Raw genomic sequence first — 14,563 nt, forward strand, 5'->3', positions numbered from 1 at the left:
AAGTCAGTTTTCCTATGGAAAACTAAGCCTATGCTTACGAAGTTAGTTTTGCTAAAGCAAAACTCTTAGGAGGATGCTCATGATCGATAAATATTCACAAAATATGATGCTTGCCGGCGGTCAATTTGAGAAAGAGCAGCAGTATTGGCTGAACAAGCTGCAGGGTGAAATCGTTCTTTCGGAATTTCCGAGGGATGCTGATCGATCAGCCGCTATTCCCGACAAAATGTCGGCGATGAAATACGACTTGCCGTCAGAGCTCTCGCAAAAGCTGCAGCATATCACGAGTAAGTCCGATTTTGCTCTTTATATGATTCTCTTGTCTGGGGTTACATACATCCTGCATCGGTATACGTCCCAAGCGGAGATTATCGTAGGCATGCCTGTTTTCAAGCAAAACAAACAAAGTTCTGTTCTGGTGAACTCGCTTTTGCTGCTGCAAATGACTTTCATGCAGGATACCTGCACGTTCAAACAATGGCTGACAGCTGTAAAAGAAACCATCCAATCTGCCAATGAGCATCAAAATTATCCGTATGCGAAGTTGGCGGAGCTGCTCGACCTGCCAAAAGGGAGCGGAGACAAACCTTACCTTCCTACGCTTGTTTTGCTTGAGAGCATTCATGACAGCAGCGTCGCCAACCATGTCCAATCCAATGTTATCTTCCAGTTTTCAAAAGCCGAGGAACAGGTTGAACTGGTTATCCAATACAACACCGGAATCTATAGCGAATTTTTGATGAAGCAAATCGTGTTTCACTTGATTCATTTTTTGCGGTCGGCTTTGAACGAGCCGGACCGCAGTCTGGCGGAGTTTGAGTTTATTTCCATGGCTGAAAAAATGACGCTGCTGGACGAATTCAATCAGACAGGGGCGGCGTTTCCGAAGGAACAAACGATCCATGGTTTGTTCGAGGAGCAGGTGCTAAGGACGCCGGATCGCGTCGCTGCATCTTGCGGTGAAGAGCAGCTGACGTATCGTCAGCTGAACGAACGCGCGGACAGCCTCGCCCGCAACCTCCGCAGCCACGGAGTGGGGCCGGACGTTAGGGTCGGCCTGCTCGTCGAGCGCTCGCTCGATATGATTGTCGGCATCCTTGCGACACTCAAAGCAGGCGGCGCCTATGTACCGCTCGATCCGGACTACCCTCAGGAGCGCACGCAGTTCATGCTTGCGGACAGCGGGGCCCGCGTCCTGCTGACGCAGCCGCATCTGACCGGAAAAGTACCTTATGACGGCGTCGTACTCGATATGAGCGATGATGAGTTGTACGCCGGGGATTCTGCTGACCTGGAACCGGTGAATGGGCCGCACGATATGGCCTACATCATCTACACGTCCGGCACGACCGGCAAGCCCAAGGGCGTTATGATCGAGCATCAGAACGTCGTGCGTCTGCTCGTTCATGACCGGCTGCAGTTCGATTTCAACGAGCGTGACGTGTGGACGGTATTCCACTCCTTCTGCTTCGATTTCTCCGTGTGGGAAATGTACGGGGCGCTGCTGTACGGCGGCAGGTGTGTGGTTGTACCAAAGACAACCGCGCAAAACCCGAAAGCATTCGCGCAGCTTCTGCGGCAGGAGCAAGTGACAGTGCTGAATCAAACGCCGACCGCGTTCTACACGCTGATCCAAGAGGAGCTGCAGCAGCAGAGCAAGGGGCTATCCATCCGTTATGTCATCTTCGGCGGGGAAGCGCTGAACCCACTCATGCTGAAGCCGTGGAAGATGAAATACCCGGATACGCTGCTGATTAATATGTACGGGATTACCGAAACGACTGTACATGTTACCTATAAAGAAATAACGGATCGCGAAATCGAAACGAACCTAAGCAACATCGGCCGTCCGATTCCCACACTGACGAGCTACATCTTCGATGCGCAGCGCAGGCTGGTGCCGATCGGCGTTGTCGGCGAGCTGTACGTCGGCGGAGACGGTGTCGCCCGCGGTTATTTGAACCGCGAGGAGCTGACGGCTGAGCGGTTCGTCATGAATCCTTACAAGCCGGAGGAACGGCTGTATCGATCCGGCGACCTAGCGCGTTTGCTGCCCAGTGGCGAGATGGAATATTTCGGTCGGATCGACCATCAGGTGAAGATCCGCGGGCATCGCATCGAGCTTGGCGAGATTGAGACGCAGCTGCTCCTGCATGAGCGGATTAAGGAAGTGACAGTGTTGGCGCAGGATGACGAACAAGGGCAGAAGTTCCTGTGCGCCTACTTCATCTCAGACGGGGAGCTGACTGTGTCCGAGCTTAGGGCGCATATCGGCAGTGATTTGCCGGCGTACATGATCCCGTCGCATTTTGTGAAGCTGGACAAAATCCCGCTCACCGCCAACGGCAAAATCGACCGCAAAGCGCTTCCGAAGCCAGAAGGCGGGTTGGACTCGGGCACGGCCTACGTGGCACCGAGAACAGAACTGGAAGCGGGGCTCGCGCAAATTTGGCAGGACGTGCTCGGCTGCGGTCAGGTCGGGGTGCTGGACGATTTCTTCGCGCTGGGCGGGCATTCGTTGAAGGCGATGTCGCTCATCACAGCGCTGCACAAAGCGTACGAAGTGGAAGTGCCGTTAAGCTTGATGTTCGAGACGCCGAATATTGAAGCGGTGGCTCGTTATATAGAAGCTTTTGACGCAGAAAGCAGCGGATTTTTGGCGATTCGCCCTGCACCGCAGCAGGATGTATATCCTGTTTCTTCGGCACAAAAGCGGATGTTCATCATCAATCAATTTGAAGGTTCTGGCACAGGCTATAATATGCCAGGCGTGTTCAATTTGAAAGGGAAGCTGGATAGAAACCGCTTGGAACAGGCGTTCCGCCAATTGATCGAACGCCATGAGACGCTGCGAACATCGTTTGAAACGGTAAATGGAGAGCCTTTTCAGAGAATACACGCATATGTTCCGTTTGAGATCCGTTATACGGAGGTTGATGGGGGAGAGCCATCTCGTGTCGAGGTCGAGGCGTTGATCCGCTCATTTATTCAACCGTTCGATTTGAATGTTGCCCCGCTGCTCCGCGTAGGGTTGATTCAGCTTGCCGACGATCACTACATCTTCATGTGCGATATGCACCATATCATTTCGGATGGGGTCTCCATGTCGATCCTCGTCAACGAATTTACAGAATTGTATCATGGGGCAGAACTGCCGGAACTTTCCGTTCAGTATAAAGATTTTGCCGTATGGCAGCATGACGGTCTGCAAAGTGAGAAACTGAAAAAACAGGAAGCTTACTGGCTTGACTTGTTTGAAGGGGAGCTGCCGCAGCTGGAGCTGCCGACTGACTATGCAAGACCTGCGGTGCAAAGCTTTGAGGGCGATCATGTATCGCTGCAGGCGGAAAAACGGATTTTGGATGGCATAAAGCGCATCGCTGCGGAAACAGGAACAACGCTTTACATGGTGCTGCTTGCCGCCTATAACGTCTTGCTCTCCAAATATTCCGGAAAAGAAGACATCATTGTCGGCACACCTACAGCCGGAAGATCCCATGCCGATGTGGAAGGCATCATTGGCATGTTTGTCGGCACGCTGGCGATGAGAAATAAGCCCGAGGGCCATAAAACCTTTAAGCAGTTTTTAGCGGAAGTCAGGCTGGGCGCGATGATGGCGTACACCCATCAGGATTACCCGTTTGAGCTACTTCTCGAAAAGCTGAACATTGTGCGCGATATTAGCCGCAATCCGTTGTTTGATACGATGTTCATGGTGCAAAACATCGATGTGCAGGAGGCCGGATTCGAAGAGCTGCAGGTTGAGCCGTACGCGGTTGAGAATTACATTTCCAAATTCGATCTATCCTTGGAAGCGAAGGAAGCGGCGAACGGTCTGAGCGTTCATATCGAATACAGCACGAACCTTTTTGAAAGGGAAACTGTCGAGCGAATGGGCCGCCACTACCTCGTACTGCTCGAATCCATTGTGCAGGAACCGGAGAGGAAGCTGGCGGAGCTCGACATGCTCTCAGAGGAAGAAAGACGACAAATTCTGGCTGATTTCAACGATACGCAAACAGATTACCCGAGCGAAATGACTATTGCTGCGTTATTTGAGCGGCAGGCCCGGCAAACACCTGATCATCCTGCTATTGAATGGAAGGGTCAGCAGCTGACCTACCGTCAGCTCAATGAGCAAGCGAACCGACTCGCGCGGACGCTGATCGCACAAGGCGTAGGTCCCGATCATGTCGTCGGTCTGATGGCGGAACACAAACTAGAACTTATGGTCGGCCTGCTCGGCATTCTGAAGGCAGGCGGCGCCTTCTTGCTCCTTGATCTCGATGTGCCTGTAGAGCGCATGAAGTTCATGCTCGAAGATAGCGGAGCACGTATCATTCTGACAGAGCGGCACCTGCGTCAGCAGACAACGGCATTTGCTTTTGCACAAGTGATTTTCCTTGACGATGAGGTTGTTGTTTATAATAGCGACTGCTCCAATCTGGTGCTGCCTGGCTCATCGCGCGATCTGGCGTATGTCATCTACACGTCCGGCTCCACCGGCAAGCCGAAAGGGGTGCTCATTGAGCAGCGCAGCGTTGTAAGGCTGGTTAAGGAAACGAACTACGTTCAGTGGAGTGCGGATGAGCGGATCCTGCAAACAGGAGCGCTTGGTTTCGATGCGATCACGTTCGAAATCTTCGGTGCGCTGCTGAACGGAGGTACGCTCTACCTGACCGAGAAGAGTGTCATCCTGGATAGTGAGCAGCTTGGCGCGTTCATCGCCGAACACCGCATCACGACGATGTGGCTTACTTCACCGCTATTCAACCAGCTTTCGCAGGAGAACGCGGAGCTGTTCAGGGGTGTTCACCAACTGCTAGTCGGTGGAGACGCGTTGTCTCCAAGCCACATTAACCACGTACGCAGTAAGTGTCCGGATTTACGACTGATTAACGGCTATGGGCCGACGGAGAACACCACGTTCTCCACGACATTTAGGATCGAACGCGATTACGAGGGAAGCATTCCGATCGGGCGGCCGATCAGTAATTCCACGGCGTACATCGTGAACAAGTACAACCAGCTGCAGCCAGTCGGCGTGCCGGGTGAGCTGTACGTCGGCGGTCATGGCGTGGCGAGAGGGTATGCGAACCGGCCTGAGCTGACGGCCGAGACCTTCGTACCGAACCCATTCATAGCGGGAGAGATGATGTACCGCACTGGTGACCTGGCGAAATGGCTGCCGGACGGGACGATTGAATATAGGGGCCGCATTGATCAGCAGGTGAAGATACGGGGGTACCGGATCGAGCTGGGCGAGATCGAAGCGGAGCTGATGAAGCATCCTATCATGAAGGATGCGGTAGTGATCGCACGCGAGGACGCTAGCGGGCAGAAGTTCTTGTGTGCCTACATCGTGGCGGAGCAGGAACTGGGTGCGCCGGAAATAAAGGCGTTTCTGGCGCAAGAGCTGCCGTCCTACATGGTACCGGCGTACGTGGTGCAGCTGGAGAAGCTGCCTCTGACGGTTAACGGCAAAATCGATCGCCGTGAGCTGCCCGAGCCGGAAGGCGGCTTAGGACTAGGCACAGCGTATGCAGCACCGCGCAATATGGCGGAAGAGCAGCTCGCTGCCATTTGGCAGGATGTACTCGGCGTGCCGCAGGTCGGCATCCGCGACGATTTCTTCCAGCTGGGCGGCCACTCGCTGAAGGCGATGACGCTGCTAGCGCGGATCAAGCAGCAGCTTCAAGTAAACGTGCCGCTGCGGGTGCTGTTCGAGTCGCCAACGATAGAGAGGCTGGCCCAGCATATCGCACAGGCCGACAGGGAGACCTATACGGCGCTCAAGCCGGTCGAGCAGCGCGACTATTACCCGGTTTCCTCCGCCCAGAAGCGGATGTTTATTCTTGGGCAATTTGAAGGCTCCGGAACGGCTTATAATATGCCCGGTGTTATGTTCATCGAAGGTGAGCTGAACCTCGAAAGATTCAAACAGTCGTTCATTCGCTTGGTTGAACGACATGAATCGCTGCGAACCTCTTTCTCGGTCGTAGATGGCGAACCGGTCCAAACCGTACACCGGAATCTGCAATTTGAGATTGAATATATCGATTTCGCTCAAGAAGGTACCGAAGTAGGTCGGTTGGTAGAACAGTTCGTTCGACCGTTCGATTTATCGAAGGCGCCTCTGCTTCACGTAGGTCTGATTCATCTACAGCCTGGACGTCATCTATTCCTTTTCGATATGCATCATATCATTTCTGATGGCGTATCGATGGCAATCCTCATTGACGAATTCGTCCGTTTGTATCAAAGCGAAGTATTGCCGGAACTTTCGATCCATTATAAAGATTTTGCTGTGTGGCAGAACGCGTTTTTCCAATCGGAATTCATGCAAATGCAGGAGACTTACTGGTTATCCCAGTTTGAAGGAGAAATTCCGATACTTGATTTGCCAACCGATTTCTCCAGACCTTCCATCCAAAGCTTTGAAGGCGATTATATAACCGCTCTCTCAGGTAAAGAGCTGGCTGACAGGCTCAAACGACTTGCCGCCGAAACCGGCACAACGCTGTACATGGTGCTGTTAGCTGCTTATCATGTGCTGATGTCCAAATACAGCGGGCAGGAAGACATCGTGATCGGAACGCCGATCGCCGGGAGACCGCGTGCGGAGCTTGAGCCTGTTATCGGGATGTTCGTCAACACACTGGCACTGCGCAACCGTTCGGAAGGCGGGCAGACGTTCAAGCAGTTTTTGGCGTCGGTAAAAGATACAACACTTGGAGCATTCGAGCACCAAGATTATCCTTTCGAATCTCTCGTCGACAAGCTGAATATGGCCCGCGATTTAAGCCGCAACCCGTTGTTTGACACCATGTTCAGCATGCAGAACATTTCTGTTCAGGCGGCGCAAATGGAAGGGCTCCAATTTACGCCTTATGAAACGGAGAGCCGAATTGCCAAATTCGATCTTTCGATGGAAGCAACGGACGAAGAGGATCAAATCCGCTTCAATTTGGAATACAGCACGCGGTTATTTACCCGGGCGACGGTGGAAAGATTAGCGGACCACTATTTGCGGGCGCTCCATCAAATCGTCTCGAACCCCGATAGCTTGCTAGCTGAGATCGATATACTTAGCGCTGCAGAGAGGCATGAGATCATTCATTTATTTAACGATACGAGAGAACCGTTCAACCTGGATGTGACGATGCCGCAGCTGTTCGAGCAACAAGCGGCGCAAACGCCGGATCGCATCGCGGTCAGCTTCGAAGGAACGCACATCACTTACCGCGAGTTGAATGAGCGGGCAGATCAGTTAGCTCGTTACTTGCTTTTAAAAGGGATGAAGCAGGAGGATTTGGCGGCCATCTTGCTGCACCGTTCACCAAAGATGATTGTGTGCATCCTTGCCATTTGGAAGGCGGGCGGCGCTTATGTGCCTATCGATCCGGATTATCCGCCGCAAAGAATTCGCGATATGCTTGCTGATTCTGGCGCTGTGTGCCTGCTGACTGAAATGCCATACGTAACGCCTGAAATCGAACAAGACTGTAACGGAGTAATCATTCCGATGGATACGGTCGATGAGGTCATCCGCCAAGTAGAAGCAGAGAATGGAATCCTCCCGGTACCGGGATCCAATAACCTTGCTTATGTCATTTATACATCCGGTTCGACCGGCAAGCCGAAGGGCGCCATGCTGGAGCATGCAGGCATGCTGAATCATATGGATGCGATGATCAACGCCTTCGATCTGGACGAACAAAGTGTCATAGTCCAGAATGCCCCGCACTGCTTCGATATTTCCGTCTGGCAGTTGGTTACCGCTTTAGTGATTGGTGGCCGGACGGCGATGTACAGTCATGAACTCGTGTTGAATGTACGTGAGTTTATGAAGCAAGTGGCGGAAGACAAGGCAACCGTTCTGGAGGTAGTCGTTTCGTATATGACCGCGATGCTGGATTTACCTGAAGTCGTACCGCTTCCCGATCTGCAATATGTGCTGGTGACCGGGGAGTCGATCAAACCTCCGCTGGCGCGAAAATGGTTCGAGCGCTATCCGCACGTGAAGCTGGTCAACGCATACGGGCCAACTGAAGCGTCGGATGACATTACGTTGTACGAAATGGATGAAGCGCCGGAACTGGAAACGGTGCCGATCGGCAAGCCGGTGCAAAACCTGCATGTTTACATCGTTGACCCGTATATGAAGCTTGTGCCTATCGGCGTTCAAGGCGAATTATGTGTGTCCGGCATCGGGGTTGGGCGCGGCTATTTGAATGACCCGGAGAGAACGAAGAAAGTGTTCATGGAGGACCCATTCCGCAGCGAAACTGGTATTCGTTTGTACAAAACAGGTGACTTGGCACGTTTCCTGCCGGACGGCAATTTGGAATATATCGGACGGGTAGATCATCAAGTTAAAATACGAGGCTACCGAATCGAGCTCGGCGAAATCGAGGCTATTTTGCTGAAACAATCGGGGATCAAAGAAACCGTAGTCATTGATCGGATGGATTCCCATAGTCAAAAGTACTTATGCGCATACTTCGTTTCTGACGAATTGATGCCAGCTTCTGAGCTGAAAGAAAGCTTAAGCAAGGAGCTTCCTGCCTATATGGTGCCGTCATACTTTGTTCAAATGGATCAGCTTCCCTTGACTCCGAACGGTAAAATTAACCGCAAAGCACTACCCGAGCCGGATGGTGGGCATGAGAACAACTATACGGCACCGTCAAATGCAACGGAGGATAATCTCTGCGGTATCTGGCAGCATATTCTCGGAATCGGCCGGATCGGCATTCATGATAACTTTTTTGAATTGGGCGGCCATTCTCTGAAAGCGATGATGCTCCTCGCCCAGATTCATCGTGAAACGGGTGTGGAAGTGCCGCTGCGCATGCTGTTCGAGATGCCGACGGTGCAGCAGATTGCCAAGTTTATTGACCAATCCGCATCGCACAATTACCAGTCGATTGGGCCTGCTGATGAGCAGGAATATTACCCGCTGTCATCCGCTCAAAAACGGATGTTCATTCTGCAGCAGTTTGAGTCGGGCAGCGTCGGTTATAACATGCCGGATGTGATGCTGATCGAAGGCGAGCTAGATTTTGAGAGATTTGAGCAGGCTTATCGGGCACTTGTTCGTCGGCACGAAGTACTTCGCACCTCATTCCATACCGTGGATGGGGAGCCGAGGCAGAAGGTACATGCGGATGCCGAACTGACGGTTCAAATCGAGGTCTTCCAGGCTGATTCAGACGAAGCTGCCGCTCAACTTGTGCAGTCTATCATTCGTCCGTTCAAGCTAAGTGAAGCGCCATTGATTCGCGCAGCTTTGATCCGAAGGGCGGACGATCAGCATGTCTTTGTTTTAGATATGCATCATATCGTTTCAGACGGTGTCTCAAGCAGCATCATTGTGAATGATTTTGCTGCGCTTTACACGGGCGCTGATCGGCCAAAGCTGACTATCCAGTACAAGGATTTTGCGGTATGGCAAAATGAACAATTCCAAAGCGGTGTCATGCTGAGGCACGAGCAATATTGGTTAAGCAAGTTTGCCGGCGAAGTGCCGCTGCTAAATCTCGCAACCGATTATCCTAGACCGCAAGTGAAAAGCTTCGAAGGGGACTTTATCGCTTTCGGCTCCGGCCCTAAAAGGATGGAGCTACTGAACCGATTGGCTGCTTCACAGGGAACGACGCTGTATATGGTGCTCCTCGCCGCATTTAATGTGCTGCTTGCCAAATATTCCGGTCAGGATGATCTAGTGGTGGGAACACCAATTGCCGGCAGACCGCATGCGGACGTGGAAAATGTTGTCGGGATGTTCGTCAATACGTTAGCGCTGCGGAGCCAGCCAGAAGCCGGATTGACGTTCCGTAACTTCCTTCAGCAAGTCAAAGAAACTGCGCTGCAGGCATACGAGCATCAGGACTACCCGTTCGAGCTGTTGGTAGAAAATTTGGGCTTACAAAGGGACTTAAGCCGTAATCCGCTGTTCGATACAATCTTTATTTTCCAAAATACAGATGAAGCGGTGATCGAACTTAACGAACTGCAGTTCAAACCGTTCCCTCTCGAACATAACGTCGCCAAATTCGATCTCGCGTTAACAGCGGTTGAGACCGAAGGTGAGATCGGATTTAATCTGGCGTACAGCACCAAATTGTTTAACAAAGCAACCGTAGAGCGTATGGGCCGCCATTTGTTAAAACTGATCGACAACTTATTAGATCGTCCTGATACGTTGTTAGCTGAGGTTGATCTCATGACGGAAGATGAGCTTTCGCAAATAGCTCTCTTCAACGCAACGCAGACAGACGTGCTAAACGAAAAGCCGCTGCACGGGCTGTTTGAGGAGCAGGCGGCGCGAACTCCAGAACAGATGGCAGTCGTCTGTGCGGACCGGCAGCTGACCTATGCGGAGTTGAATACGAAGGCTAACCAGTTGGCAAGAACGCTGCGGGTTAAGGGCGTTCGCCCGGAGACGCGGGTAGGCATTATGGCCGACCGCTCGCTCGAGCTGATCGTCGGTATCATGGCGATATTGAAAGCTGGCGGCGCGTATGTGCCGATTGATCCGCAGTATCCGCAAGAACGAATTCGCTACATGCTAGAGGATAGCGGTACTGCGATCGTGCTGACTCAGGAGCGATTGATCGTGGGCATGAGCGGTGAGTTAAAGGCGGCTTTCTCCGGAGAGCTGCTGGATTTGAACGACAATCAACACTATGCTGCGGACGGTTCCAATCTGCAGCAGGTCAATGCGCAGACGGATTTGGCTTACATCATTTATACGTCGGGTACGACGGGTAAACCGAAAGGCGTCATGATCGAGCACCGCAGCATCGCCGGCAATCTCTTATGGAGAAAGTCGGAATATGAGCTGAGCACAAAAGACAATGTACTGCAGCTGTTCTCATTTGCTTTTGACGGTTTCGTGACAAGCTTCTTTACTCCGATTCTGGCGGGAGCCACGGTTATTCTGCCGCAGGAAGAAGAAGCAAAGGACCCCGTCGCTATCAAAAAGCAAATCGCGGAGCATCGCATTACGCATTTCATCAGCGTGCCAAGCTTGTACGCAGCGCTGCTCGACTGTATGAACACCGATGAAGCTGGCTCGCTGCGTATCATTACGGTTGCCGGCGAAAAGGTGAACAAACCTGTGATCGAGCGCAGCAAGCAGCTTTTCCCGCACATCGAGCTTGTGAATGAATACGGTCCTACGGAAAGCAGCGTCGTAGCCACATTCCTGCGAGACCTGACGCCAGATAAGGACATTACAATCGGCCGTCCGATCGCAAATACGCAAGTGTACATTGTGAATGAAACCGATCATCATCTGCAGCCGATCGGCATCATTGGCGAGCTGTGTATTGCAGGGGACGGTTTGGCCCGAGGATATTTGAATCGTGAGGACCTGACGAGCGAAAAATTTGTCGCGAATCCATTCACTTCCATAGCAGGGACAAGTGAACGGTTGTACAAAACGGGAGATCTTGCCCGGTTCCTGCCAGACGGTACGATCGAATACATCGGACGCCTCGACGAGCAGGTGAAAATCAGGGGCTACCGGATCGAACTGGAAGAAATAGAAGCAGTTCTCCTCAGACATGAATATGTGCAAGAAGCTGTCGTCGTGACGGAAGAAATGAACGGAGAAGAGGTACTTTGCGCATACTTGGTTGCAGGCGTTAGCCAGGACATGGCACAGCTGAGGGCGTATCTTTCCTCCGAGCTGCCGGCATACATGGTCCCGAGCTATTTCATCCGTATGGAAGCCATGCCGCTGACTCCGAATGGTAAGCTGGATAAAAAATCGCTGCCGAAGCCGGATGAAAGCACCTTGGCCCGCGCAGCTTATGTCACACCTCGTAACGCAACGGAGGAGCGTCTCGCCGCCATTTGGCAGGAGCTCCTTGGCCTGAAGCAAGTTGGCGTTCACGACAACTTTTTCGAAATTGGCGGCCATTCACTGAAAGCTATTCAGCTTGTGACGCGAATTTACGAATCGATGCAGGAGGAATTGCCGCTGCATTACTTATTCCAGCATCCGACTGTTGAACAAATGGCTCAATACTTGGATTCCAAAGAGCTGAGGATCGATTTTAACAAACCTATTACCTTATTGAACCGGAAAACAGATCGTCATGTATTCTGTTTCCCACCGGTAGGCGGCTTCGGTTTCGTGTTTAAAGAGCTCGCGGAACAGATCGGTTCGCATGCCCTCTACGGTCTTGATTTTATTGAGAGCGAGGATCGCCTGGAACGTTACATCGAGCTTGTGACAAGTGTTCAGGCGGAGGGGCCGTATGTCTTTATGGGGTATTCCGCCGGCGGCAACCTCATGTTCGAGCTGACGAAGGCGATGGAGGCAAAAGGGTACGCTGTCTCGGATCTGATCATGCTAGATGCGTCTAGGAAAAACAAAGTCATCCGTCAATCCGAAAAGACGGTGGCGAAAGAGGTCGACGTTTTGATCCAGGAAGCCGAGTCTAACGCTAAATATGAAGCCTATGTAAGTAATGAACTTATCAAAAACAGTGTGATTCAAAAAATGAAAAACTACATGCTTTACCTGAACGGTTTGCAAAACAACGGCACCATTCATGCGAATATCCATTTTGTACAGAACGGAATCAAATCAAGCGGCAAGTTAAGTGGCAGCACACTGTGGAACCAATCTACAACTTCGCAGTACCGCAGCTATGAGGGAGCAGGCCCTCATGAAGACATGTTGGATGCGCCATATGCCGCCAAAAATGCAGAGATTGTCAAGGAAATCTTATCCTTATAACCCGCAATGAAGAGGAGCGATACTTTGGCCAGTCGAAAAAGCAAGACACAGCTACCAAGACCAAAGCCGATTTTTTTTCGGCTGATGGCCTACATCAAGCCTTACATCTTTTGGGTTCTTCTGACGATTGTAACCTCGCTCATGGCTGCAGGCGTCGATATCGGGATGGGGAAGCTAATTGAGCAAATGGTCGACAGCTCTTCGGAGAAGCTGCTGTTTTCCGCTGGTTTCATTGGCATTATGGCGCTGATCGGTGTGATTTCGAAGTATTTGATCAAATATGCTTCAACCCGGTTTAGTGCTTACGCGCTGCGCGATTTGCGCAATTCGGTTGCGGATCATCTGGAGAACCTACCGGTTTCCACTGTAGAGAAGCAGCAATCGGGTGATCTCGTATCCCGCCTGACGAACGATACGACCGTGCTGCAAAACTTTTTTATCCACCATTTTGCCAATCTATTTTACATGCCGGTGGTCTTTGTCAGTGCGCTTACGATTCTTTTGCTTACGAGTTGGAAGCTGATCCTGTTCAGTCTCATCCTGCTGCCAGTTGGTATTGCCGTGACAGCCGTTTTGAGCAGGCCAATAAGCAAATATTCCGAACAGCTGCAGGAACAATTGGGCGCTGCTAATGCGGTCACCCAAGATATGATCGGCGGAATCTCGATGGTCAAAGCTTTTAACAGGCAGGATACGTTGTTCGCAAAATACAGCAGCGTGATGCAGCAGGTTTTGTCCAAAAGCCTGCAGCTCGAAAAGCGTCGCGCACTCATGTCGCCAATCAGTATTCTGCTGCTTTCGACACCGCTCATTTTGATGGTCGCCATCGGCGGCTACTTGATTGAACAAGGCGAGCTGACTTCCGGCAACATCATCATTTTCTTGTATATGTTTTCGTTTGTTCTACAGCCCATATCGATGATCCCGGTGCTGTCCGCTCAGGTTCAGGAAGTGACCGGGGCAGCTAGGCGATTGTTTGATGTTCTTGATATGCCGGTGGAACAAGATATCCGCTCATTCCAAGAATTGTACCTAAATGCAGCACCGATTGAATTTGATAACGTCACGTTCTCCTATGACGGACAAACGAATGTGCTGAACGGTTTAAGCTTTTGGCTGCAAAATCAGCAGACGATCGCTCTCGTAGGCTCCAGTGGCTGCGGGAAAAGCACACTGTTCAAGCTGCTTTGCGGCTTCTATGAACTGGCACCGGGCAGCGGTACGATTAAGGTGCTCGGCCGGCCCTTGCATGAGTGGAGTCTGAAGCAGCTTCGCAGCCAAATCTCACTCGTTTCTCAGGATACGCACCTATTTCCGGGCACGATTGCCGAGAACATCGGTTTTGGGAACCTTCATGCCACCCGTGACGATATCGTCCGGGTGGCCCAAGAAGCGAATGCGCACGATTTTATTATGCAGCAGCCGGAAGGGTATGAAACGGTCATCGGAGAACGGGGTTCCTTGTCAGGAGGTCAGAAGCAGCGGATTGCGATCGCGCGGGCACTGTTGAAGGATGCGCCGATTCTGCTGTTGGATGAGCCGACATCCGCGCTCGATACGCACTCCGAAGCTATCGTTCAGGAAGCGATCGAACGGGTGATGAAGGACCGTGCGGTTCTCGTCATCACGCATCGCCTGACGACGTTAGATAAAGCGGATTATGTGATTTTTATGAGCGATGGGAAAATTGTGGAATGCAACACGCACGAGCAATTAATCCGCAGCAATGGTCCTTACAAAAAGCTGTACTTCAAACAATTTGTGCTGCAAGACGGTACCGCCAGCGCAGACAGAGAGGGGGCTTAA

At 51.7% G+C, this 14,563-nt stretch carries 2 protein-coding genes; both read left to right on the plus strand.

Annotated elements, in window-relative coordinates:
* Nucleotides 1-79 precede the first annotated feature (79 nt).
* Complete coding sequence (locus NYR53_RS11790) at nucleotides 80-12,757, plus strand: non-ribosomal peptide synthetase (protein WP_261305339.1); 12,678 nt, start codon at nucleotides 80-82, stop codon at nucleotides 12,755-12,757.
* Between the two features lie 24 nt (nucleotides 12,758-12,781).
* On the plus strand, nucleotides 12,782-14,563 hold the full coding sequence (locus NYR53_RS11795) for an ABC transporter ATP-binding protein (protein WP_261305340.1): 1,782 nt from the start codon (nucleotides 12,782-12,784) through the stop codon (nucleotides 14,561-14,563).

It is taken from the genome of Paenibacillus andongensis, from assembly GCF_025369935.1.
Taxonomy (GTDB): Bacteria; Bacillota; Bacilli; order Paenibacillales; family NBRC-103111; genus Paenibacillus_E; species Paenibacillus_E andongensis.

What these genes read in the sequence shown, in the direction of transcription:
- NYR53_RS11790 (WP_261305339.1), top strand. Translation starts at nt 80, where the DNA reads ATGATCGATAAATATTCACAAAATATGATGCTTGCCGGCGGTCAATTT.